Below are 21,534 nucleotides of genomic sequence, written 5' to 3'. Positions count from 1 at the left end.
GCCTCAGAACACCGAACCCCGCCCCGCCACACCGACAACCTCGTCCAAGCGCCCCGCAGTAATCCGACGCCCCGCATTGGCCACCGCGGTGATCAGCCCGGTCCCGAAGACCCCGTGCCGGTCGAACAGCGTGGCGGAGCCGACCGCGATTCCGTTGCCGCCGAGGTGATTATCGGCCTCCACGCCGATATCGGGACCGATCGGCATCCGGGCCAGCGCCAGCGTCAGATCGGTATTGATGAACGCGACCCCCAGGTCCGACCAGTTCGTCACCATGCTGGTCTGCTCGCCCACCATCGCGGCCCGCACGAACGGCGATCCGGTCTCCCCGGCGAGGACGTCGAGCGGCCGCTGCCAGGTGCGCTTGCGGCTGGAATCCTCGTGCCCCGACGGAATCGCCGACCAGTTACCGGAGGCATCGCTACTCCACAGCGGCACGTGGCCCGGCGGGCGGGCCATTCCCGGATCCGGCGGCACCGGTTCGTGATCGCGGGTCCAGACGACGCCCGGCGGCTGCTCGGCGGGCCGCAGGAATACCAGCGCGGCCCGCGCCACCGGTGCGTCGTCCTGCATCACCGTGGCCTCGGCGAGCCGAATCCGATTGCCCTCCCGCACTATCCGAGTGGTCACCGCCAGCCGACGCATCCGAGCGGGTTTGAAGAGATCCACCGTCAGACGCACCGGGACCAGACCGCCGCCGCCGTGCCGATCTACCTCACCGAACGACCACCGCCGTTCGATCTTGTTCCTGCCCTGGAGAATAGCGCAGCCGAATGAAACAAGTTCCATTCGGGTCCCATCCTGATCCCGGCATGCTTTTGGCCGGGATCTTCTTGTACTGCAACAGAAATACCCCTGATTATCTTTCTGGCAGGGTTCTCGGCGGAGTGGTCATTGGTGAGCGGTCGTAATTCCTGGGTAGCTTCTCGTGGCGCTCGGTTTTCTTCGGGAAATACCTTCGCGAACCGTTGTCATTTCGGTCTCGGTCGGCGGTGAGGTGGGGCGTGCTCGTCAGTTGCCCGACAACCGATTCGGGCCATATCGACAGGGTTGCCAGGGGTGCTCTCGAAGGGCGCCGCGACCCGCTCGGTTGCCCCGGCAGGGACGCGGCGGTGAGACCGAGACGCCCGGTGTCATCGAGCGGCCGGGGCGGGCGGCACGAGGGCATCCGGGGCCCGGCAAAGGCCCGTTGGGCCGGACACGGGCCGCCGGGAGTGGCGACACGCCCCGGTGTTCATCCGTGTGGGGAGGGGGCAACAAACAGTGGTCGACGGGTCCGCAAATTTCTGGAACCGGGCGGGAGACCACCTCGGACGGCCGCGAATGGAAGCATCTGCGCCGCGGTTACCGCTATTCATCTCGCACGGGTCCTCGGGCGGCGCACCAACCAGGTGGGATTATTGGGTTGGTCCAGCATCATGCAACCCGAATAGCTATCCTTCAGCAGCCGAAAAGTGCTCTGCGAGTGCATATTCGAGGTTGCAGATGTACTTGCACCTGCACCTTACGCAGACCTAGACTCTTTCTGGCAAGGCAATACAGGGGACTACCAGGGAGCCGTAGGGCGAACCCGGGGCCTATTCAGCCATCGGATAGCTCGCGGCCTGGCGTCAGGGGCGTTCGAATGAACCAGCCAATGGACCTCGGCCGGCTCGGAATTATGGACAGAAACCGGACCGAGCAACACATCTACTCGCGGGAGACCGCGACTCGCTTCGTGATCGACGCGGTCGAGTCCACCGGCGCGGCCACCCGCGACGACTTCGACATCGATCGCATCGTCACCACGGCGCACGCCATGGTGAACGATTGGGACTTCCATACGATGCAGCCAGAGGCATTCTGGCGCATCGCATCCAGCTGCATCCGGCAGTAGTCGTCCCGCGCGATGCGTCACGGGTCATGATTCGCGGCTCCCCACAGCCGCGACGTATGTCCGAGGGCTCGACGTGGTAGGGGCCGCCGACCAGTGGTCGGCGGCCCCTACCGCGTCGAGGCTCGGGTTGTGCCGGGGCTCAGGCCCGTTCGGCACCCCGCTCGGCGTCGGCCAGCGCCTGGTCGAGCACCTTGCGCGAGCGCTCCGGCGGCTCGGCCTGCACGCTCAGCCGGTCCATGACCTGCCGGTACAGTTCGAGATCCTGCTGCCGGTCCAGGTAGAGCGCACTGGTCAGCTGCTCGAGATAGACGATGTCGGGGAGTTCGGGTTCGGCGAAGCGCAGCATGGTGAACGAACTGCCCGCCGCCGCATGCCCGCCCGCCGCGTACGGCAGGATCTGAATCGTCACATTGGGCTTGGACGACATGTCGACCAGGTGGGCCAGCTGCGCGCGCAGCACATCCTGGCCGCCGATGGGCCGATGCAGCACGGCCTCGTCGATGACCGCCCACAGTGTCGGCCCGCCGCGGCGCTCCAGAATCTCCTGCCGCTTGCACCGCAGCTCGACACGCCGTGCCGTCTCGGAATTCTCGTGCCCGAGCGCGACCACCGCGCGGGCGTACTCCTCGGTCTGGAGCAGGCCCGGGACCAGCTGGCCCTCGAAGGTACGAATGGCCTTCGCCGCATGCTCCAGGCCCAGATAGGTCTCGAACCAGGGTGGCAGCAGGTCGCTGTAGCGGTGCCACCACCCGGGCTGGTTGGCCTTGCGGACCAGATCGAGGAACAGCTCGCGCTGGTCCGGGTCGTCGATGCCGTAGAGGCTCAACAGATCCCGGATGTCGCGTTCCTTGAAGCCCGTTCGGCCCAGCTCCAGGCGACTGATCTTCGCGTGAGAGCCGCGGATGTGCTCACCCGCGGCCTCACGCGTGATGCCGCGTTCTTCTCGTAGTTTGCGGAGCTGGCCGCCGACCGCGATCCGAAGCGCGGTCGGACCACGTTCCGCGACAAGCGATTCCACGCGGCCGATCCGGACGGGTTCTGCGATCATGAGGTCTACTCCGATGCTCGACGATCACCGGCAGTGAGGGCCACAACCGCTCTCGTCGCGAACCACACCGCGCCGAATGCCAATGTTACCGCTCAGCGCGCCAAATCGTCGAACTCCCCACTCTTCGCGCCGCGCAGAAATGCATCGATCTCCGGACGGGTGTAGACGAGGACACCGCCCTCGGGGTCGCGTGAATTGCGCATAGCGACCAGACCGTTCGCCAGATCGGCTACCTCCACACAGTTACCGCTCGGATTGCTGAATGTGCTCTTGCGCCACTTCGCGCCCGAGAAGAGCTCAGCACCACTTGCCATCGACTCGCTCATGACTGCCTCCCTGCTCAGTGATCTCCATAGATCCGCGCGTCGCCCTCGAGTAGCGACTGGTCAGTGTTTGCAAATGTTCGCGCGGATGTTCTTGCATTTGAACTGACACCCAAACGATAGCACGTGGGTTGCCGAGGATCGAGACCTAGCGAAAAACGGAAACAGCAAGGGGCCCAACGGCTTCGATCTTGATTCCAACGCTCCACATGGTGGTGGAATCGCCACAGTCACCATCCGACCAGTCTGTTAAGAGGCAATGGGGCAGTTATTCTCCACCGTCCATCCCACCTCGTCGACGGGGTTGAATCTTGTACTGTCACATGCGCAGATCAGGCATACAGGCCCCCGCTTCGCGCCCGCCGAATCCCGGCGGGACCAGGGGATTCTCATTGAGGAGTTGATCATGCCCACAGGGCACAACACCGAGATCCGCACCGACATCCCGCATTCCGCACGAATCTGGAACTACTGGATGGGCGGTCAGGACAATTACGACATCGATCGACAGGTCGGCGATGCCAGCCTGGAGATCGATCCCGATATCGGCGAGATGGCGACCGAGAGCCGCAAGTTCCTCATTCGCGCGGTCAGCCATCTGGCCGGAGAGGTGGGCATTCGCCAGTTTCTCGACATCGGCACCGGCCTGCCCACCATGCAGAACACCCACGAGGTGGCGCAGAGCATTGCCCCGGATGCCCGAATTGTCTACGTGGACAACGATCCCCTGGTGCTCACCCACGCCCGGGCCCTACTGACCAGTACCACGGACGAGGGCGTCACCACCTATATCGAGGCCGACTTCAACACGCCCGAGCAGATCCTCGACGCGGCCCACAACATCCTGAACCTCACCCAGCCCGTCGGCGTGATGTTCATGGGTGTGCTCGGCCATGCGCAGACCTACGACGATCTGCTGCGGATCGTGCGCACCGTGATGGCGGCGGTGCCGTCCGGCAGTCATCTGGTGTATTGGGACGGCACCACCGACAGTCCCTATTACGTCCGAATGTGCGAGGAATACGCCAAATCGGGCGGCGTGCCCTACATTCCCCGCACCCAGGACCAGCTGAGGGGCGTTTTCGACGGGCTCGAGCTGCTGGAGCCCGGCTTCGGCAAGATCACCCACTGGCGGCGGCCCGAAATCGAGCTGGCGACCGTTCGCGATGTCGCCGCCTACGGCGGGGTGGCACGCAAGCCCTGAATTACGCCTGACGGATACATTCCGGAGCGACGCGCCGTGCGACAGTGCAGATGTGCTTGCATCTGCACTGTCCGCAAACCTAAACTCGTCTGCGACGAGGATGGCCGGTCAGCGCCGGATCCGATGGGAGCCCCGAGCCAACGTCGCCACCACCGTTACCCTTCGCGAAACGGCAGAGGCATCCCATGAACCAACTGCTCCAGCATTCGGGTACATGCGATTTCATCGGCAGCGCCGACACTTCGGATGACTGCGCGGTGGAACCACGGGATCTCACTTACCGCCGGGCCAGAGCCATCCTGCGCACCCACGATCGTCATGTCGGGTGCCGTCAGTGGATCGCCGCGGCGGCGTATTTGTCAGCGGGGCTCGACTACGATTAATCGTGCCGGTCGGTCGCTATATTCGTAGTTACCGACCGGGAAACCTGTGTCCGATCACAGCTCGCGGTCATACCATGGTGGACGTCGCATCGTCATGCCGAACGAGTTGATCATGATCATCACGGCCGCATACGAATTCGTACTCGCCCAGATCACGAACCCGACGCCGGAAACACCCCCGGCGGCGGACAAGATCATGAAGTTGGTGCGGTACTTCACCTGGTTCGTACTGCTGTCCGGCACCACCGCCATCATCTACGCGGGGGGACGGTTCGCCTGGGAGAAGTGGAGCGGCGGGGCGTTGCAGTCGCCGAAGATGATCGCGGGCGCCCTGGTCGGCGGGGTCGTCGCCACCAGCGCCGGAACCATTATGAATTCCATTATCGGATCGTGACGCACCCGTTCCGCCGGAGACGATTTCGTGACGTGACGGAACGGTAGCGGTATTCCCCCCTTCCCCGAGCCGCCCCGGATTCGGCTGCCATGCCCCACAATTGGTAGCTGATGAAGGTTCGGCCCCGAGGAAGTCATGTCTGCGCGCGCTCTCGTGGCGGTAGCTCTCCTGCTGCCGCTGGCCATCGGTGGCTGCTCCCACCAGGATTCGAAGTCGGTCGTCCAGGCGACGACACCGCACTCGGCGGACCGCCCGGCCGGGCACGTACCGGTCGGTCCCGGCCCGTCGGGAACCTATATCGTGCAGCAGCAGCCCGCGCCCGGCGGCTGCCACTACCGCAAGACCGGTGACGGGCAACCGCTCCCCGACCCGGCCTGCACGCCCGGGGCGGTGAACCCCAAGGTATCCGCGAACACCATCGCCGACACCATCTGCCGCAGCGGCTACACCTCCTCGATCCGGCCCCCGGCGAACGTGACCGATCGGGAGAAGGACGCCAACGCCAAGTCCTACGCCTTCACCGGCCCGCTGCGCGATGCTGAGTACGACCACCTGGTGTCGCTGGAACTCGGTGGGGATCCCGATGATCCGCGCAATCTGTGGGTGGAGCCGCCCTCCCCCGGCCACCGGTCCGGCTCGGGTCCCACCAACCCGAAGGACACCGTGGAGAACCGGCTGCACTCGCTGGTGTGCGGCGGCAAGGTGGCGCTCACCGCCGCGCAGGACGCCATCGCCACCGACTGGACCACCGCGCTGGCCACCGTCGGTCACCCCGACGGCAAGTAACCGCCGCACGGGCATCGAGAACGAGGGGGGACGATGGGGACGGACGACCACCCGGGCAGACCCGGGCCGCAGCGGGACCACAACCGCCGCAACCGGATCGTGGTCGGCATGCGCCTGGCATTCGCCGTCGCGCTCGTGGCGCTCGCGCTGATCCTCCTGGGATCGCACGTGCGGACGGCGCCCGAAAGACCCGCCGTCACACCGCTTCCGCTGATATCGCCGCTGTTCACGCCGCCCCCGGTGCCGACCTCGCTCCGCGAGGAGGTCCGGCTGTGATTGTCTGTGATTCCGGCACGCTTTTGGCCGGAATCTTGCGGGAGGTCCCGGCCAAAAGCACGCCGGGACCGAGTGTGGATACGTAGGGGATCCGGATATGTTGCGGCTCAGGGGCGTACGACTGTGACCAGGCTGACCAGGTCGGATATTTGGGGGGTGCCGGGGGTGGGGTCGGGGAGTGAGCGGCCCTGGGCGCGAATGTAATCCGATAGGTCGATGTGGTCGGCGTGCCAGCCGCGGTCGGCGAACCACTGGGCGGCGTCGGTGCGCTGGTCGTTGTAGATCAGCTGGAACCATTCGGTGCGGGCCTCGGCCGAGTCGTCGGGGTTGCCGGTGAAGACCGCGCGGGCGGCCTCCGACAGCTGCTCCATCTGCTCGATGGCGACCCGGCTGCCGGGGGCGCTCACCTGCTCGATATCGGTGTACAGCTGGTCGACGGCGGCGGCGGGGAGGTAGATCACCAGTCCCTCGATCAGCCAGGCGGTGGGCTGCGACGGGTCGAAACCGCTGTCGCGCAGCGCCTTGCGCCAGTCCTCGCGCAGGTCGGCCGCCACCTCGCGGCGCTGCGCGAGCGGCTTGTCGCCGTGCGCGCTCAGGGTCTCGCGCTTGAATTCCAGCACCTGCGGCCGGTCGAGCTCGTAGATCACGGTGCCGTCCGGCCAGGGCAGCCGGTAGGCGCGCGAATCCAGGCCCGCGGCCAGGATCACCACCTGCCGCACCCCGGCGGCGACCGCCTCCCGGAAGTACGCGTCGAAGTAGCGGGTGCGCGCCGCCTGGAACAGTCGGAAGGGTATGCCGAAATTCGGGTCGAACAGCGGATGTTCGGGGTTCTTGTCCTCCAGCAGCTCGACCCACTCCCTGCCCGCGGCGCGGACGAAGACCTCGGCGAACGGGTCGACGGCCAGCGGATCGGGCTCGCGCGCGGCCAGGGCGCGGGCCGCGGCGACGAACAGCGCGGTGGACCCCACGCTGGTGGTGATGTCCCAGGAATCCCCATCGGTACGCATAATCGCCAACGTACCGGCGGCGGGCACGGTCGGCACCTACGGCGCGGTACGGCGCCGAAATCCGACAGGAAAGACCGGTCGCGTCGTGGAATCCGACAATCGCGCGGGCCGGGCGCCGATCATCCGCCTCGGACGCTCCGGTAGCTGCGCGCCACCAGCGCCGAGCGCAGATACCACAGGCCCGACGGCTGATTCGGGTCGAAACCGGTCAGCTGCCCCACCCGCTTGAGCCGGTAGTCGATGGTGTTGGTGTGCACGTGCAGGGTGCGCGCGGTGCGCTGCCGGTTCATATTGTTGGCGATGTGCCGTTGCAGGGTGACCAGCAGATCGGGATAGTCGTCGAGCGAATCCAGCAGCGAGCCCAGGTATTCGCGGCCGGGGCCGGGCCGGGTGAGCTGGTATTCGAGGGCCAGATCGTCGAAGCGGTAGAGGCCGGGCACGCAGTCGAGCCGGTGCACGATGTCGAGCAGTTCGTGCGCCCGATCGGCCGCGCCGGGCACCTCCTCGGGGGCGGCGTGCACCACGGTGGCCCGGATCGGCACCTGCGCGGCGCGGGCCAGGCGGGCGGTCAGATCGTCGAGCCGGTCGTCGTCGAATTCGGGCGCGGGTAACAGGATGGTGCCACCGTCGACGCTGAGCAGCGACAGCGCGGACTCGCCGCACCGGGTGGCCAGTTCCGCCTGCACCCGCCTGAGTTTTCGGCGCGCGACCACCCTGCCGTCGATGCGCGGATCGCCCTCGTCGCGATGCGGCGGAATCGATAGTGCCAGTACGTGATACGCGGGCGCGATCTCGAGCCCGCACTCGCGGGCCATGGTCGCGGTGGGGTGGCCGCCGAGCAGCGCGGAGGTGAGCGTGTGCACCGCGGTGTGGTGCTCGCTCACCACGGCGCGGAACTCCTTGACGTAGGCCAGCGACACGGCCGAGGCGATGGCGTCGAAGACCTCCAGCAGCCGCCGCGCGGTGGGTACCACCACCGCGTGGTCGTCGGCGGTCGCCTGCGCGAACACCAGATCGAAACAGATGGTGACGCCCTCGAACACGGCGCGCTGGATGGTGTCGATGGGAATGCCCTCGCGGGCCCACTCGGTGGCGGCGGCGCGCACGCGGGCGACCTGCTCGGCGGTGTCGCGCCCGTCGAACATGCTGGTGGCCAGCTCGACACAGACCCGGGTGACGGTGACGACGTCGCCGTGCAGCACGTCGTCGGGCAGGGTGCCGCAGGAGGCGACGTGCTCGATGAAATGCTCGACCAGCTGCCGCGACAACCCCCAGGCGTCACGCAGCGAGGCGGCCACCGGCCGCCCGGACAGGGTCGGGATCCCGGCCGACGGGGTGCTGGTCATGATGGCCCTGCACTTTCATACCGAGTACTGCTCGAGGTGGTCGTACGCACCAAACACGGTATCCCCCTGCGCCATCCTCGCGCCCCGTCATCGAATCCATTGTGATTCGGCGGAATACGCGACCCCGACTCGCTGTGAGATCACACAGAATCCGCTGATTCAGGCCGCCGAGCGCGGATGGCGGGCCTCGTAGGCCGCGCGTTCGGCCGCGCGGCGGGCGACGACGGTGGAATTCTCCAGATCCGGTGGCAGACCGTGCTTCGCGAGCCGGTGCGCGCGGTTCATCGGCATGTAGGCCACCGAATAGAATACCGCCAGCAGCACCGCCAGCAGGATCATCGAACCGCGCAGCCACAGCGCGCCGGGGAACAGCAGGAATGCCGCGAAGATGGGAAGCAGCGGCACCATGCCGCGCACCAGATGCCGTGCGACGGCGGACCTTCCGGTGAGATCGTTGCGCACCCAGTCCTGCATGGAATCGGGCAGGCGCCGGCCGCAGGCATAGCCGAGCCACTGAATCGGGTTGGGCCGCCGTCGTTCTCGGGTCATTGCCGCTCTCCTGTCGGGGTGTCGGCGGGCGCGGGCGTCACCGCCCGGCGGGCGGCCGCGTTGACTCGGGTGAGAACATCGCGCAGCTCCTCGAGGTCGGCCAGGCTCACGCCGAGCCGCTCGACCACCGCGGGCGGAATCCGCTCGGCCTGCCGCCGCAGGTCGCGGCCCACGGGGGTCAGGTCGACGACGAGGTTGCGCTCGTCGTTGCGGTCGCGGCGGCGGGTGATGTAGCCCGCCGCCTCGAGCCGCTTCAACAACGGTGACAGGGTCGGCGAGTCGAGCTGCACGGACTCGCCGATGTCCCTCACCGACATCGGCGCATCACCCCACAGCGCGAGCATCACCAGGTATTGCGGATGCGTGAGCCCCAGCGGTTCCAGCAGCGGGCGATAGATCGCCAGCACGGAGCGGTTGGCGACCGCGATCGCGAAACACACCTGCCGCTCCAGCCGCAGCGGATCATCGAGTTCCACGGCTACCTCCCTGTCGAACGAAAGGATAGCTCGAGAATAGTTAACGCGCTACTCGATAGCCCGCGAAGTGTGCTCCACTCTCGTCATCCCGGCATGCTCCGCCCTCGTCATCCCGGCGCGCTCTGCCCTCGTCATCCCGGCGTGCATTTGGCCGGGATCAGCCGATCGGCGGTAGGGCCTGCGGCGTGAAGAACTCGTCGAGCGGGGTCGGGCCGGTGTAGCGGTGACACGGGCAGCGCACCCACTCCCGCATTCCGTTGGCCTTGCGGGAGAACTCGGCGTGGCAGACGCCGGACTCCCGATCGTGCACGGCCAGGTCGTGGCCGCAGCCACAGGGTGCGGGCGACTTCTCCACGGCGGCAACGCGATTGCGGCGGCTCATGCGGCCGAATACCCATCCGGCGCCGACGAGTCCGGCGCCGACGGCAAGGCTGATCGGATCGAACATCTCCCTATTATATTTATACGTATACCGACCGCAAGAAGGAGAGTGCTAGGTCTCACTACCAGCCATTTAGGTCAATTGACCTATAGTGCTCATCATGACTGATGCATTGACTCTCGACCCCCAGGGGCCGGTCCTGCTGGTGGGCGGCTACGGCACGGTCGGGGCCGAGTTGGCGCGGCTGCTGTCGCCGCGGTTTCCCCTGCTGCTCACCGGGCGCAGCCGCGAGCGCGGGCGCGAGGTCGCCGCGGAAACCGGTGCGGCGCTGCAGGTCTGGGACCTGGCCGGGACCGCGCCCTGCCGCGCCGCGGTGCGGGCGGTGGTCGGCGTGGTGAACGATCCCGACGACCGGGTGCTGCGGGCGGCCGTGGCCGGAGGCGTCCCGTACGTCGACATCACCCGCTGGACCAGCCGGATGCAGCGGGCCGCGACGGTGGCGGCGCTGCTCGGGCCGACCGCGCCGGTGCTGCTGTCCTCGGCGTGGATGGGCGGCGTGACCAGCCTGGTCGCCGCGCAGCTGGCGGCGAGTCTCGGCGGCGCGGACGTCGTCGAGGTGGCCGTCCGCTGGGATCTGGCCGATCGGGCCGGGGCCGATTCCGTCGAATTCATGGATCGGCTCGGCCTGGACTACGAGGTGGTGGAGGCGGGGCGGCGGCGCACGATCATGCCGCTCAGCGATGTGCGGCGGGTGCGCATCGGCGACCGGGTCACCCGGGTGGCGCGCATCGACACCCCGGAGCAGTTCACGCTGCCGCTGACGCTGGGCACCGCGACCGCGACCACCCGGATCGGATTCAGTTCGGGCGCATCGACATCCGCGCTGCTGGCGGCGAAGCGCCTGGGCCTGTTCCGCTGGGGCCGCGGCGACCGCTTCACCCCGATGCGCCGCGCGCTGCTGTACGCGCCCGGTGCGGGCGGCACCGCCAGCCTGCGCATCGACGTCACCCACGCCGGGCGCACCGGCGGCGCGGTGGTGACCGATCCGGCCGGGCAGGCGCACCTGACCGCGGTGGGCGCGCTGCTGGGCGTGCACCGGGTGCTCGGGCTGGACGGTGCGCCGGTGCGCGCGGGCGTGCAGTTCCCCGAGCAGACACCCACGCCGGATAAGGTGACGCCCATGCTGGCCGAGTACGGGGTGAGTGTGGAACCGGATGCCGACATCGGTCAGGTCGCGTGAGTGAGGCGGCGAGCCCGGCCCGGCCGCCCGCGACCGGGAAGGGCGCGCGGCGGCGGGCCGAGTTGCTCGATGTGGCCGAGCGGATTCTCGTCGATGCCGGGCACGGGGAGCTGACCATGCGGGCGGTCGCGACCGCGGCCGGGGTGCGGCTCGGGCATTTGCAGTACTACTTCCCGAATCGGGCCGATCTGGTGGCGGCGGTGCTGCACCGGGCGCTCGGGCAGTCGATGCACCGGCTGGGACCGCTGCTGGAATCGGCGGCCGCACAGCCCGCCCCGGCGCTGATCCGCACGCTGCTCACCGAGCAGGACGACCCGCGCATGGTCCGGATCTACACCGAACTGTGGGCCCTGGCGGGCCGGGACGAGACGGTGGCGACGGCGGTCCGCGACTTCTACCGCACCTATCAGGCGCATGTGGCGGGCGTGATCGCCGCGCGCAATCCCGGCCTGAGCGAACGGGAGTGCCGGGTTCGTGCCCGGGTATTCGCCGTAGTGATCGAGGGCGCGGCCCTGTTCCGCTCGGGCATCGCCGACGCCGCCGACGCCGAGACCGACGCGGCCCTGATCGAGACCGCCGCCGCGCTGCTCGATCCGTAGCAAGATGGTCGGCACACACGCCCGTCGGCGAGGAGGTGATCGTCATGGTCAACGACGTCGAGAAGAGCTGGCACGACCCCGGCATGTTCCGGCAGGCCGCCGGATACGTCGCGAGCGTGCTGCTGGTGGCGGCGCTGGTGTTCCTCGCGATCGTCGTGTGGGCGAGCCGCCGCGAGCCGTGCACGGGGTCGGGCTCGATGTTCTGCGACTCCGCCTCGCGCGGCGCGATTCTGGCCGGTCCCGGCGCGGTGCTGGTGCTGGGCACGCTCGGCGCGTTCGTCGCCACCTACCGGGTGTGGCGAAAGCACCGCGCCTGGCCGATCTGGCAGGGCGCGGGCTGGGCGCTGCTCACGGTGACACTGGGCTATCTGGCCGTCGGCAGCGGCGTACTCGGCAGCGCCGGGTAGGGCGAGATACGTCCGCCTCGGTGCGGCGAGAGCGAGAGGATCCGCTGCGCCGCACCGAGGCGGACGAGATCATGCTCGACAGGAGCTGATCAAGGGGAAAGTGGTTGCCCGACAAGAGCTCCGGTCACACGGCGGCCCGCTGCTCCTCGGCGGCGCGGCGCTGCGAGATCCGGCTCATGATCGGGTATCCCGCGCAGACCAGCACGGCCCACACCGCGCCCGCGACGAGGGCGGTACGGCCCGTGTCGGTCCAGAACAGCAGCACCACGACCAGCCCCAGCAGGCCCAGCGCCAGCGCCGTGGTCACCGGCGCGCCCGGCAGCCGGTAGTCGGCGGCGGGCAGCTCGCCGCGGCGCACCCGGGCGCGATACACCATGTGGCACACCAGGATGATGCCCCACACGAAGATGATGCCGATGGTGCTCACCGAGGTGATGTAGTTGAACGCCTTGTCCGGCGAGATCACATTGACGATCACGCCGATCACCATCAGCGCGGCCGACACCGTGATGCCCGCCCACGGCACCTGCCGCCGGCTCAGCGCGCCTAGCGCCGCCGGGGCCTCGCTGCGCAGCGCCAGGGCACGCAGCATGCGGCCGTTGGAGTAGATGCCGGAGTTACACGACGACAGCGCCGCGGTGAGCAGCACGAAGTTGATGATGCCCGCCGCACCCGGAATGCCGATCTGCTGGAACACCTCCACGAACGGGCTGTGTCCGGCGTGGAAGTTCCGCCAGCTGGCCACCGACAGGATCACCAGCAGCGCGCCCACATAGAACAGGCCGATGCGGAACGGCAGCGTATTGATCGCCTTGCGCAGCGTCTTGCGCGGGTCGCGGGCCTCGCCCGCGGTCACACCCACCATCTCCACGCCGATATAGGCGAACAGCACGATCTGTAAGGCGAGCAGGCCCTGGCCGAAGCCGTGCGGGAACACTCCCCCGTCGGCCCACAGGTTCGTCACGGTCGGGTTCTTCGCGTGCCCGAACCCGATGACCAGCACGCCGATACCGATGGCGATCATGGCCAGGATCGCGGTGACCTTGATTGCGGAGAACCAGAATTCGCCCTCACCGAAGATCTTCACCGAGATCAGGTTGGCGGTGAACAGCGCGCCGAGCACCACCAGCGCCGTCATCCACTCCGGGATGGCGAACCAGTACTTCACGTACTTTCCGGCCACGGTGATCTCGGCCATGCAGGTGGCCACCCACACCGCCCAGTAGGACCAGCCGGTCGCGAAACCCGCGAAGCGGCCGAGGAATTCGTTCGCGTACTCCGCGAAGCTGCCCGATACCGGGCGATAGGTGAGCAGTTCGCCGAGGGCACGCATGATCACGAAGATCGCCGCGCCCGCAACGAGATAGCAGATGATCAGCGACGGTCCGGCCTGTTCGATGGCGCCACCCGCTCCGTAGAACAGGCCGGTGCCGATGGCACCGCCGATGGCGATCATCTGAATGGTCCGGGGGCTGAGCCCGCGTTGGTAGCCCTCTTCCTCCCCGGAGGAGTCCGAAGATGGCGCGCCGGGCGCCGCCGCTTTCCGATCGGTCGTCATTCCAGGCACGCTACCGCGTGGCGATGATCAAGGTGAGCTGGCCCACAAGTCTTGCATACGGAACAGTTGTGGTTTCACAATCTTTGTGTGCGTACAACTGTTGAGGGGTTGAGCGCGCACCGGAAGACGATCGTTCTGGTGACGTGCTGTATGAGCCTGCTGATCTCGTCCATGGACGCGACCATCGTCAATGTCGCGATTCCGACGATCCGAACGCAGATGGACGCGCCGCTCCCCCGGCTGCAGTGGATCATCGACATCTACACCCTCACCCTGGCCAGCCTGCTCATGCTGTCGGGCGCGACCGCCGACCGGTTCGGGCGGCGGCGGATGTTCCGGATCGGGCTGAGCATCTTCGCCCTCGGTTCGCTGCTGTGCAGCCTGGCCCCTAGCGTCGACATGCTGATCGGGGCGCGGCTGGTGCAGGCCGTCGGCGGGTCGATGCTGAATCCGGTTGCCATGTCGATCATTACGACGGTGTTCACCGACCGGGTGGAGCGGGCGCGGGCGATCGGCGTGTGGGGTGCGGTGGTGGGCATCTCGACGGCGCTGGGCCCGATGGTGGGCGGCGGGCTGATCGACGCGCTGGGCTGGCGGTCGGTGTTCTGGATCAACCTGCCGATCTGCGCGATCGCGCTCGTCCTCACCACGATCTATGTGCCGGAGTCGAAGTCGGCGACGGTGCGCGGCATCGATCCGGTCGGGCAGGCGCTGGCGATCCTGATGATGTTCACGCTGGTGTTCGGGCTGATCGAGCATCGCCCGGAGGTGTTCGTGGTGACGGCGGTGGCGCTGGTGGGGTTCGTGTTCTACGAGCGGCGGCACGCGTCGCCGTTCATCGATGTGCGGTTCTTCCGCAGCTTCCCGTTCGCCTCGGCGACGGTGATCGCGGTGTGCGCGTTCGCGGGGCTGGGTGCGTTCCTGTTCAGCGCGTCGCTGTATCTGCAAGGGACGCGGCACTATACGGCGGTGCACACCGGTCTGCTGTATCTGCCGATGGCGCTGGGCATGCTGATCTGCTCGCCGATCTCGGGGCGGCTGGTGGGGCGGCACGGCACCCGGCCGTCGCTGCTGATCGCCGGTACGCTCATGGGTGTCGCCGCGGCGCTGTTGACCACGCTGCGCGCCGACACCCCGATCTGGCAGCTGATCGTCATGTTCGCGCTGTTCGGCACCGGATTCGGCATGGTGAACGCGCCGATCACCACCGCGGCCGTGAGCGGAATGCCGCTGGATCGCGCCGGGGCCGCGTCGGCGGTGGCATCCACCAGCCGTCAGATCGGCGTCAGCCTCGGTGTGGCACTGTGTGGGCTGTTGACCGGTGCGAGCCTGTGGTGGGTGCTGGCCGCGATGTCGGCCGGTGTCGTCGCCCTGGGCGCCGCGGCCAGCACCGCGTGGGCGGAACGCTCGCGCACCCGCATTGCCCATCTGCTCGAGCCGAAGGTACCCGCCGGTGTCCAATGAACCCCGCCCGGATGACGCTCCGACTCCCGACGAGGTGTGGCGGCTGCTCACCCATGTCGTGATCGATACCCGCGATCAGTGGAAGCGGGCGGTGGTGGAGCGAACGGGCATGCCGTTCAGCCGAATCCGGGTGCTGAAGCGGCTGCGCAAGGGCGCGATGACGGTGTCGGAGCTGGCGCGCGCGGCGGCCATGGACGCGCCCGCGGCGACGGTCACCGTCAACGATCTCGAGGAGCGCGGGCTGGTGGTGCGCGAGGTCGATCCGACCAACCGGCGCTCGAAGCTGGTGAGCATCACCGACGCCGGGCGCGCGGTGCTCGCGGACGCGCTGGGGACGCCGGACCCCGCGCCGGAGCCGCTGGTGGACCTGCCCGCCGACGAATTGAGCGCACTACACGAGATTCTGCGCAAGCTGGAACACTGAGCCCGCTCATTCCTTGTGGGGCAGACGTTCTCGCCAGCCGGTGCGCGGCGCCGAATTGCCGCCCGGCGCAGCGGGGGCCGAAACCGCCGGGGCGTCGGCTGCTTCGGCGGTGGCCGGGGCCGTCGTCGCCGTAATGGCATGCGCGCCACCGGAATGCGCGGCGAGCAGTACCTCCTCCGGGTAAGCCTCCTCGTCGTGCGCACCGATATCGCCGGACTCCAAGGTCGCGTCGTCCATGCGCAGCTTCATGAATAGGCCCAGCAAGCGCAGGATCGCGAAGGTGACCAGGGCATCCCAGGCGATCACCGTGGCCGCCGCACCGGCCTGCCACAGCAGCTGTTTCGGATTGTCGCCGTAGAGCCAGCCTTTGGCGCTCACGTTCGGGACATCCGCGCCATTGCCCAGGTACACAACGACTTTCGGGTCCGCCAGCAGGCCGACCAGCAGGCCGCCCGCGAGCCCGGCCACACCGTGGGTGTGCACCACGCCCAGCGCGTCGTCCACCCTGCGGAACAGCCGGGTGCGGCCGAGCCGGTTCCACGACAGCCACACCAGCGAGGCGGCGACCGCGCCGATCACCAAGGCGCCGAAGCTGTTCACGAAACCGGCGGCGGGGGTGATCGCGACCAGTCCGCTGATCATGCCGTTGACCGCACCGAGGAACGTCGGCTTGCGGCCGGGCCCGGCGGCGATGTCCCAGATCACCCACGTCAGCAGCGCGACGGCGGTGGCCAGGTTCGTATTGAGCACGGCCTCCGAGGCATTCGCGCCGGAGAAGTACATGTCGCCGCCGTTGAAGCCGTTCCAGCCCAGCCACAGCAGGCCCGCACCGGCCGCGGCCATCGGCAGATTGTTGGGCACCGCGCGCTCCCGGTCGCGGGCCAGCCGGGGTCCGATCACGGCGGCGGCCACGAATCCGGAAGTGCCTGCGGCCAAATGGATCACGTAGCCGCCCGAGTAGTCCAGCGCTCCCATCTGCGACCACCAGCCGCCGCCCCACAGCAGAAAGGCGTTGACGCCGTAGGCGAATGTGGACCACAGCGGCACGAACAGCAGCCACACCTTGAAGTTGATCCGCCCGATCACGCTGCCCAACAACAGCAGCGGCGTGATACCGGCGAACACGAATTGGAAATAGGCCAGCGTGGTTTCGCTGAATCGGAACCTCGGCATGCTGGCGTCCAGCAGCGGGATGCTCGCCCGATTCTGATTGTCGCTGCCCAGGATGGTGTGCGGGATGCCGACGGCCGCGCGCAGGATGCCGGGGCCGAGCCGCAGCGGTTCACCGAAACCCATCTCGAACACCCACAGCACCCACACCACGAGCACCAGGGAGAACCCGGTGAAGGCCATGAGCATGGTGTTGACGGCCCATTTCCGTTGCACGAGACCGCCGTAGAGAATAGCGATGCCGGGGATGCTCATCAGGCCGACCAGGGTGGCGGCCACCAGCTGCCATGCGTTGTCGCCGGGATTCAGCCAACCGGGATAGGGGTTCATGTTCGGCGCCCTCTCTGCCAAACCGTGGGCCCGTTCGCTAAAGTCTGGCGAGATCACGTTTCGGCGAGGTTATGCCGTGTTAAGTCTGGATATCTCCCGGCCGCGTCCTAGGGTGTGCGCTATGACGCCGCTGCAGCGCTATATCGCCGAGGAGATCGGGACCGATCACGCTGAGGGATTCATATCCCGGCGCGAGGCGCTGCGGCGGCTGGGACTGCTGGGGTTGGGGGCGGCCGCCGCCGCGGAGCTGCTGGCCGCCTGTGCCCGCGGCACCTCCCCGTCTGAAACAACCGAATCCGCCACGGCCACAGCCGGTTCGGCGGCCGCGCCGCCGGGTGCGAGCACCGCGCTGCCGGTCACCGACATCACCCTCCCGGGGCCGCAGGCCCGTACCCTGCGGGCGGCCTGGGCCGCGGCCCCGCAGCCGCGCGGGGCGGTGCTCGTCATCCACGAGAACACCGGGCTCTCTCCGTTCATCCGATCGGTGACCGGGCGGTTCGCGGGGATCGGGTATTCGGCGCTGGCGGTGGATCTGCTGTCCGAGGAGGGCGGCACCGAGGCGTTCTCCGACCCCGCCAAGGCCACCGCGGCGCTGAGCAGCGTCCCGCAGGAGCGGTTCGTCGCGGATCTACAGGCGGGGGTGGCGGAGCTGGCGCGGCGGGTGCCCGGAAAGAAGCTGGGCGCCACCGGATTCTGCTTCGGCGGCGGCCTCGACTGGCTGCTGCTCACCAGCGGTACGCCGCAGCTGGCCGCGGCGACACCGTTCTACGGGCCGTTCCCGGACAATGGGCGGATTCTGACGAAGGCGGCGGTGCTGGCGATCTACGGGGCGCTCGATCATCGCGTCGGGGCTACCCGGCCCGCCGCCGTGTCGGCCCTCGAACAGGCGGGTGTGCCGCACGAGACGTATATCGCCGACGGCGCGGATCATGCCTTCTTCAACGACACCGGGCCGCGGTACAACGCGGCCGCCTCGGCGGAGGCGTGGCGGCGGGTGGTCGATTGGTATGGGAAGTACCTGAATTGAGTGCTCGGACGAGTCGGGGCTAGCGGACACTCCACGCCTCGGTGATCTCCTTGACCACCCGCTCGATGTCGCCGGTCGCGTCTACGGTCAGGCCGTGTTCGTCGGGAGTCGGGGGCTCCAGGGCCGCCAGCTGTGAGGCCAGCATCTGTACGTGCATGAAATGTCCGCTGCGCGTGGTCAATCGGCGTTCCAGCTCGATGCGCGGCACCTCGAGGTAGACCAGGAACAGGTCGGGTGCGGCGGCGCGCAGGCGGTCGCGATAGGCGCGTTTGAGGGCCGAGCAGCTCACCACGCCGCCTCGGCCGTGCCGGTCGGCGAGCCACGCGCCGATAATATCCAGCCACGGGGCGCGGTCGGTGTCGTCGAGCGGGATACCGGCGGCCATCTTGGCCACATTGGCGGCGGGGTGGAAGTCGTCGCCCTCGGCGTAGTCGACCCCGAGGGTCTGCGCCAGCCGCGCGCCGATGGTCGACTTGCCCGCACCCGACACACCCATGACGACGATCGGTCGCAACAGTTCCGCCATGGCGTCGACAGTAATGGCCGCGAGCGCTCGAACACGACGTGGCCCGGCTGTTCTAGGCTCGAAACGTGGCGGAGGAGATGACACCGGAGTGGGCGCCCAGCGCGTCGGGTTTCGAGCTGGGCACCGACGGCCCCAGCGTGATCATGGTCGGCATCGACGGTTCGGACGCCTCCTGGCGTGCCGCCGCGTACGCCGCGGGCCTGGCCCGGCGGCAGAGCGCCCTGCTGGCAATGGTTTACGTGCAGCCGTTCATGGCCATGGCGGGCGCGTACGGGGCCGACGTGCAGGGCGTGACCGCGGAAATGGCCGACGACCTGGCGCGGGAGATCCAGGAGCATGCCGAGCGGGTACGCGACGTCTACTCCACCCGCTGGAAGTTCCTGACCCGCCGCGGCGACGCGTACACCGGATTGGCCGAGGCCGCCGACGAACTCAAGGCCGACGCGGTGGTGGTGGGGGCCTCGGAGAAGGCGGGGCATCGATTGATCGGATCGGTGGCGGTTCGGCTTGTCAAAGCCGGGCGCTGGCCGGTGACCGTCGTACCCTGACAGGGTTTGACCGCGCGGACCGCGGGAACCCGCTCGAACAGCATCGAGGAAAGGGGTCATCGTCATGTTGCTTCGCCGTCTCGCCCGCCCATTGCTGGCATCCGCCTTCGTCGTGGACGGGGTCGACACACTCATGCATCCCGAGCCGCGCGCGAAAGCGGCCACGACGCTGGTGGAGCGCGGCGAACGACGACTGCCACCGCAACTGGCATCGAAGCTGCCCTCGGATCCGGGCACGGTGGTGCGGGCCAATGCCGCCGCCCAGGTGGGCGCCGGGGTCCTGCTGGCCCTCGGCCGGATGCCACGGCTGTCCGCGCTGGTGCTGGCCTGCACGGTGGTCCCCGCGACGGTCACCGAGCAGGACTTCTGGAACGAGAACGACCCCGACCGCCGCGGCGCCAAACGCGCCGCCTTCCTCAAGGACATGGGCCTGCTCGGCGGCCTGATGATCGCCGCCGCCGACACCGAGGGCAAACCCTCCCTCGGCTGGCGCGGCCGCCGCGCCGCCCGCCGAGCCGCCGCCGCCCTCCCCTTCACCGCCTCCGCCGACCCCCTCCGAGACCGCCTGTACCACCAGGCAACCCGAGGCCGCCACCTGGCCGAATCCCTGGCCGAAGCCGCCCAGACCCACGGCACCGAACTGGCCGAAGCCGCCAAATCCCGCGGCGCCGAACTCACCGACACCGCCCTCCAACGCGGCACCGAAGCCGCCGACGTGGCCAAACACCGCGGCACGGAACTCGCGAAGGTGGCCCGGCACCGCGGGACCGACTGGGCCGAGGTCGCCAAACACCGCGGGGCCGACTGGGCGGACGTGGCTCGGCATCGGAGCGCGGACTGGGCCGACGTGGCCAAGCATCGCGGAGCCGATTGGGCGGACGTCGCCAAGCATCGTGGGGCCGACGTGGCCAAACATCGCGGGGCCGACTGGGCCGACGTGGCCAAACACCGTGGGGCCGACTGGGCGGACGTGGCCAAGGCTCGGGGGGCGGACTGGGCCGAGGTTGCTAAGCAACGAGGTTCGGAAATCGCCGAGGTCGCCAAGCAACGAGGCGCTGAGTTGGCCGAGACGGCGCGCGAGCGCGGACCGGAATTGGCCGAAACCGCCCAGCAGCAAGGCAAGCGCGCGGCCCGCCAAGCCCGCCGCAAGGCATCGGAACTCGCCGAGATCACGCGAACCCGCACCGGCACCCACTGACACCGCGCGCAAACACGGATCAGAGTCGGCCGAAACCGCCCAGAGGCAAAGCAAACGCGGCCCGCCAGGTGCCACCGCAGGGCATCGGAACTCGCCGAACTCACTCAAACCCCGGCACCGGTACCACTGACACTGCGGGCGGACACGGCAGGGAGTTGGCCGAGACGGTGCGCGAGCGCGGGGCGGAAGGGTGGGCCGGGTAATCCGTGCTCGGGACCGAACGGCGTCCCGGGTAGTGGGCTCGGCGGTGCATTAGAAGAACCGATTGTTGTGGGGAAGGTTGGCGGGCTCCGCTGCTTCGGCCGGGTCTGAGTGCGTAGTCGAAGGTTTTCGTCGGTATTCCGGCGGGTTTGTGGTCGGAATCTCCTGCGGGAGGGTGGGTTCCGGCCGCGAGCACGCTGGAATGGCGGGGCGGGACCTCTGCCGACGTGGCTAGATTCGGGTGAGTTGGTAGAGGCGGAATTGGCGGGGGTGGGCCAGGCGCTCTTCCATGGTGTAGCCGGGCCAGTAGGTGGTGGCGCGGTGCCAGGCGGCTTCGCGGGCGGGGCCGGTCAGGCGGTTTACTCGGACCTTGAAACGTTCGCCGCGGGTGTGGATTTCGGCGTGGTCGGCGGCGTTCAGGTTGGCCGACCACGAAGGGTGGTCGGGGCGGCCCCAATTGGAGCCGACCAGCAGGTAGGTGTCGGGGCCGTCGGGGATGTAGAGGAGTGCGACCGTGCGGGGGAGGCCGGATTTGCGGCCCAGCACGGTGAGTTCGATGGAGGGCACGCCCGCCAGGTCGAGCACGCCGTGGCGGCCGCGGGTGAGCGTGCGGACGCAGCGTTCCAGCAGGGCGACGGCGGGCGCGGCCCGCATGACGAGCGGGCGGCGCGCAAGAGCTCGACCAATGGCAGGCAAAGGATTCCTCAGCACGCGACCACCGTATCGGGCGGCCGGGCCCGAGCTACCACCAGCACCGACGGCGGCCGCGGGCATCACAGACGACCCGTCCGG

The 21,534-nt window shown here is 68.5% G+C and carries 25 protein-coding genes; 13 read left to right on the top strand and 12 right to left on the bottom strand.

The window, feature by feature from the left end; translation table 11 throughout:
* Positions 1–3 precede the first annotated feature (3 nt).
* On the bottom strand, positions 4–789 hold the full coding sequence (locus tag HPY32_RS33335) for an acyl-CoA thioesterase domain-containing protein (RefSeq protein ID WP_082871523.1): 786 nt from the start codon (positions 787–789) through the stop codon (positions 4–6).
* Between the two features lie 847 nt (positions 790–1,636).
* Here HPY32_RS33335 and HPY32_RS33330 point away from each other — a divergent pair.
* Positions 1,637–1,876, top strand: coding sequence for a hypothetical protein (locus HPY32_RS33330; protein ID WP_231951708.1), 240 nt, complete (start codon positions 1,637–1,639; stop codon positions 1,874–1,876).
* A gap of 139 nt (positions 1,877–2,015) precedes the next feature.
* Here the strand turns inward: HPY32_RS33330 and HPY32_RS33325 are convergent, their stop codons facing one another.
* Complete coding sequence (locus HPY32_RS33325; protein WP_067590047.1) at positions 2,016–2,924, bottom strand: Sco1979 family transcriptional regulator; 909 nt, start codon at positions 2,922–2,924, stop codon at positions 2,016–2,018.
* Positions 2,925–3,016: 92 nt separating this feature from the next.
* Positions 3,017–3,250: a DUF397 domain-containing protein gene (locus tag HPY32_RS33320; protein WP_067590050.1), complete on the bottom strand. Its 234-nt coding sequence runs from the start codon at positions 3,248–3,250 to the stop codon at positions 3,017–3,019.
* A 403-nt stretch (positions 3,251–3,653) separates the two neighbouring features.
* Here HPY32_RS33320 and HPY32_RS33315 point away from each other — a divergent pair, with 403 nt between their 5' ends.
* The 4 genes from HPY32_RS33315 (at position 3,654) to HPY32_RS33300 (ending at position 6,290) form a co-directional block, all read left to right on the top strand.
* Positions 3,654–4,451: an SAM-dependent methyltransferase gene (locus HPY32_RS33315; protein WP_067595979.1), complete on the top strand. Its 798-nt coding sequence runs from the start codon at positions 3,654–3,656 to the stop codon at positions 4,449–4,451.
* A gap of 495 nt (positions 4,452–4,946) precedes the next feature.
* On the top strand, positions 4,947–5,228 hold the full coding sequence (locus HPY32_RS33310) for a hypothetical protein (protein ID WP_067595980.1): 282 nt from the start codon (positions 4,947–4,949) through the stop codon (positions 5,226–5,228).
* 135 nt (positions 5,229–5,363) lie between these two features.
* Positions 5,364–6,014, top strand: coding sequence for a hypothetical protein (locus HPY32_RS33305; protein ID WP_067590057.1), 651 nt, complete (start codon positions 5,364–5,366; stop codon positions 6,012–6,014).
* Between the two features lie 33 nt (positions 6,015–6,047).
* The gene (locus HPY32_RS33300; RefSeq protein WP_067590060.1) at positions 6,048–6,290 is read left to right on the top strand and encodes a hypothetical protein; all 243 of its coding nucleotides are present in this window, start codon (positions 6,048–6,050) and stop codon (positions 6,288–6,290) included.
* 107 nt (positions 6,291–6,397) lie between these two features.
* Here HPY32_RS33300 and HPY32_RS33295 read toward each other — a convergent pair whose 3' ends face one another.
* From HPY32_RS33295 to HPY32_RS33275, 5 genes are all read right to left on the bottom strand, one after another.
* Positions 6,398–7,297 carry an SAM-dependent methyltransferase gene (locus HPY32_RS33295; RefSeq protein ID WP_067595981.1) on the bottom strand — a complete coding sequence of 300 codons (900 nt, stop codon included), beginning with the start codon at positions 7,295–7,297 and terminating at the stop codon, positions 6,398–6,400.
* 119 nt (positions 7,298–7,416) lie between these two features.
* Positions 7,417–8,643 carry a PucR family transcriptional regulator gene (locus tag HPY32_RS33290; RefSeq protein ID WP_067590063.1) on the bottom strand — a complete coding sequence of 409 codons (1,227 nt, stop codon included), beginning with the start codon at positions 8,641–8,643 and terminating at the stop codon, positions 7,417–7,419.
* A 159-nt stretch (positions 8,644–8,802) separates the two neighbouring features.
* The gene (locus HPY32_RS33285; RefSeq protein ID WP_067590066.1) at positions 8,803–9,192 is read right to left on the bottom strand and encodes a DUF5313 family protein; all 390 of its coding nucleotides are present in this window, start codon (positions 9,190–9,192) and stop codon (positions 8,803–8,805) included.
* The gene (locus tag HPY32_RS33280; RefSeq protein ID WP_067590069.1) at positions 9,189–9,668 is read right to left on the bottom strand and encodes a MarR family winged helix-turn-helix transcriptional regulator; all 480 of its coding nucleotides are present in this window, start codon (positions 9,666–9,668) and stop codon (positions 9,189–9,191) included. The genes HPY32_RS33285 and HPY32_RS33280 overlap by 4 nt, the downstream gene beginning before the upstream one ends.
* 157 nt (positions 9,669–9,825) lie before the next feature.
* Entirely contained in the window at positions 9,826–10,116 is a 291-nt protein-coding gene (locus tag HPY32_RS33275) for an RNA-binding protein (RefSeq protein WP_067590075.1), read from the bottom strand.
* A 94-nt stretch (positions 10,117–10,210) separates the two neighbouring features.
* Here HPY32_RS33275 and HPY32_RS33270 point away from each other — a divergent pair, with 94 nt between their 5' ends.
* From HPY32_RS33270 to HPY32_RS33260, 3 genes are read left to right on the top strand one after another with little or no spacing between them, the layout of a single operon-like run.
* Complete coding sequence (locus HPY32_RS33270; RefSeq protein WP_067595982.1) at positions 10,211–11,290, top strand: saccharopine dehydrogenase family protein; 1,080 nt, start codon at positions 10,211–10,213, stop codon at positions 11,288–11,290.
* On the top strand, positions 11,287–11,889 hold the full coding sequence (locus HPY32_RS33265; RefSeq protein ID WP_067590078.1) for a TetR/AcrR family transcriptional regulator: 603 nt from the start codon (positions 11,287–11,289) through the stop codon (positions 11,887–11,889). The genes HPY32_RS33270 and HPY32_RS33265 overlap by 4 nt, the downstream gene beginning before the upstream one ends.
* Positions 11,890–11,933: 44 nt before the next feature.
* Complete coding sequence (locus tag HPY32_RS33260; RefSeq protein WP_067595983.1) at positions 11,934–12,296, top strand: hypothetical protein; 363 nt, start codon at positions 11,934–11,936, stop codon at positions 12,294–12,296.
* Between the two features lie 124 nt (positions 12,297–12,420).
* Here HPY32_RS33260 and HPY32_RS33255 read toward each other — a convergent pair whose 3' ends face one another.
* Complete coding sequence (locus HPY32_RS33255; protein ID WP_067590081.1) at positions 12,421–13,854, bottom strand: amino acid permease; 1,434 nt, start codon at positions 13,852–13,854, stop codon at positions 12,421–12,423.
* 87 nt (positions 13,855–13,941) lie between these two features.
* On the opposite strand from HPY32_RS33255, the gene HPY32_RS33250 reads away from it, so the two are divergent.
* Positions 13,942–15,318, top strand: a complete 1,377-nt coding sequence (locus HPY32_RS33250; protein ID WP_067590084.1) for an MFS transporter — start codon at positions 13,942–13,944, stop codon at positions 15,316–15,318.
* Entirely contained in the window at positions 15,308–15,742 is a 435-nt protein-coding gene (locus HPY32_RS33245) for a MarR family winged helix-turn-helix transcriptional regulator (protein WP_067590087.1), read from the top strand. Before HPY32_RS33250 ends, HPY32_RS33245 begins: the two co-directional genes overlap by 11 nt.
* A gap of 6 nt (positions 15,743–15,748) precedes the next feature.
* Here HPY32_RS33245 and HPY32_RS33240 read toward each other — a convergent pair whose 3' ends face one another.
* Positions 15,749–17,242, bottom strand: coding sequence for an ammonium transporter (locus HPY32_RS33240; RefSeq protein ID WP_082871525.1), 1,494 nt, complete (start codon positions 17,240–17,242; stop codon positions 15,749–15,751).
* A gap of 121 nt (positions 17,243–17,363) precedes the next feature.
* Here HPY32_RS33240 and HPY32_RS33235 point away from each other — a divergent pair, with 121 nt between their 5' ends.
* Complete coding sequence (locus tag HPY32_RS33235; RefSeq protein WP_067590090.1) at positions 17,364–18,269, top strand: dienelactone hydrolase family protein; 906 nt, start codon at positions 17,364–17,366, stop codon at positions 18,267–18,269.
* Between the two features lie 19 nt (positions 18,270–18,288).
* Here HPY32_RS33235 and HPY32_RS33230 read toward each other — a convergent pair whose 3' ends face one another.
* Positions 18,289–18,795: a gluconokinase gene (locus HPY32_RS33230; RefSeq protein ID WP_067590093.1), complete on the bottom strand. Its 507-nt coding sequence runs from the start codon at positions 18,793–18,795 to the stop codon at positions 18,289–18,291.
* A gap of 65 nt (positions 18,796–18,860) precedes the next feature.
* On the opposite strand from HPY32_RS33230, the gene HPY32_RS33225 reads away from it, so the two are divergent.
* Both HPY32_RS33225 and HPY32_RS45865 read left to right on the top strand, forming a co-directional pair.
* Complete coding sequence (locus HPY32_RS33225) at positions 18,861–19,343, top strand: universal stress protein (RefSeq protein ID WP_231951710.1); 483 nt, start codon at positions 18,861–18,863, stop codon at positions 19,341–19,343.
* Between the two features lie 64 nt (positions 19,344–19,407).
* The gene (locus HPY32_RS45865; RefSeq protein WP_067590099.1) at positions 19,408–20,541 is read left to right on the top strand and encodes a DoxX family protein; all 1,134 of its coding nucleotides are present in this window, start codon (positions 19,408–19,410) and stop codon (positions 20,539–20,541) included.
* Positions 20,542–20,973: 432 nt separating this feature from the next.
* On the opposite strand, the gene HPY32_RS33215 is transcribed toward HPY32_RS45865, so the two are convergent.
* A complete protein-coding gene (locus tag HPY32_RS33215; RefSeq protein WP_082871526.1) occupies positions 20,974–21,453 on the bottom strand; it encodes a nitroreductase family deazaflavin-dependent oxidoreductase in 480 nt (159 codons plus the stop codon).
* Positions 21,454–21,534 lie beyond the last annotated feature (81 nt).

Source organism: Nocardia terpenica, assembly GCF_013186535.1.
GTDB classification, from domain to species: domain Bacteria; phylum Actinomycetota; class Actinomycetes; order Mycobacteriales; family Mycobacteriaceae; genus Nocardia; species Nocardia terpenica.
Note: the sequence above shows the minus strand (reverse complement) of the source record. Positions and strands in the feature narration are given on the sequence as shown.

Coding starts and splice junctions, on each gene's coding strand:
- HPY32_RS33335 (WP_082871523.1), bottom strand. CDS start 789: ATGGAACTTGTTTCATTCGGCTGCGCTATTCTCCAGGGCAGGAACAAG.
- HPY32_RS33330 (WP_231951708.1), top strand. CDS start 1,637: ATGGACCTCGGCCGGCTCGGAATTATGGACAGAAACCGGACCGAGCAA.
- HPY32_RS33325 (WP_067590047.1), bottom strand. CDS start 2,924: ATGATCGCAGAACCCGTCCGGATCGGCCGCGTGGAATCGCTTGTCGCG.
- HPY32_RS33320 (WP_067590050.1), bottom strand. CDS start 3,250: ATGAGCGAGTCGATGGCAAGTGGTGCTGAGCTCTTCTCGGGCGCGAAG.
- HPY32_RS33315 (WP_067595979.1), top strand. CDS start 3,654: ATGCCCACAGGGCACAACACCGAGATCCGCACCGACATCCCGCATTCC.
- HPY32_RS33310 (WP_067595980.1), top strand. CDS start 4,947: ATGATCATCACGGCCGCATACGAATTCGTACTCGCCCAGATCACGAAC.
- HPY32_RS33305 (WP_067590057.1), top strand. CDS start 5,364: ATGTCTGCGCGCGCTCTCGTGGCGGTAGCTCTCCTGCTGCCGCTGGCC.
- HPY32_RS33300 (WP_067590060.1), top strand. CDS start 6,048: ATGGGGACGGACGACCACCCGGGCAGACCCGGGCCGCAGCGGGACCAC.
- HPY32_RS33295 (WP_067595981.1), bottom strand. CDS start 7,297: ATGCGTACCGATGGGGATTCCTGGGACATCACCACCAGCGTGGGGTCC.
- HPY32_RS33290 (WP_067590063.1), bottom strand. CDS start 8,643: ATGACCAGCACCCCGTCGGCCGGGATCCCGACCCTGTCCGGGCGGCCG.
- HPY32_RS33285 (WP_067590066.1), bottom strand. CDS start 9,192: ATGACCCGAGAACGACGGCGGCCCAACCCGATTCAGTGGCTCGGCTAT.
- HPY32_RS33275 (WP_067590075.1), bottom strand. CDS start 10,116: ATGTTCGATCCGATCAGCCTTGCCGTCGGCGCCGGACTCGTCGGCGCC.
- HPY32_RS33270 (WP_067595982.1), top strand. CDS start 10,211: ATGACTGATGCATTGACTCTCGACCCCCAGGGGCCGGTCCTGCTGGTG.
- HPY32_RS33260 (WP_067595983.1), top strand. CDS start 11,934: ATGGTCAACGACGTCGAGAAGAGCTGGCACGACCCCGGCATGTTCCGG.
- HPY32_RS33255 (WP_067590081.1), bottom strand. CDS start 13,854: ATGACGACCGATCGGAAAGCGGCGGCGCCCGGCGCGCCATCTTCGGAC.
- HPY32_RS33240 (WP_082871525.1), bottom strand. CDS start 17,242: ATGAACCCCTATCCCGGTTGGCTGAATCCCGGCGACAACGCATGGCAG.
- HPY32_RS33235 (WP_067590090.1), top strand. CDS start 17,364: ATGACGCCGCTGCAGCGCTATATCGCCGAGGAGATCGGGACCGATCAC.
- HPY32_RS33230 (WP_067590093.1), bottom strand. CDS start 18,795: ATGGCGGAACTGTTGCGACCGATCGTCGTCATGGGTGTGTCGGGTGCG.
- HPY32_RS45865 (WP_067590099.1), top strand. CDS start 19,408: ATGTTGCTTCGCCGTCTCGCCCGCCCATTGCTGGCATCCGCCTTCGTC.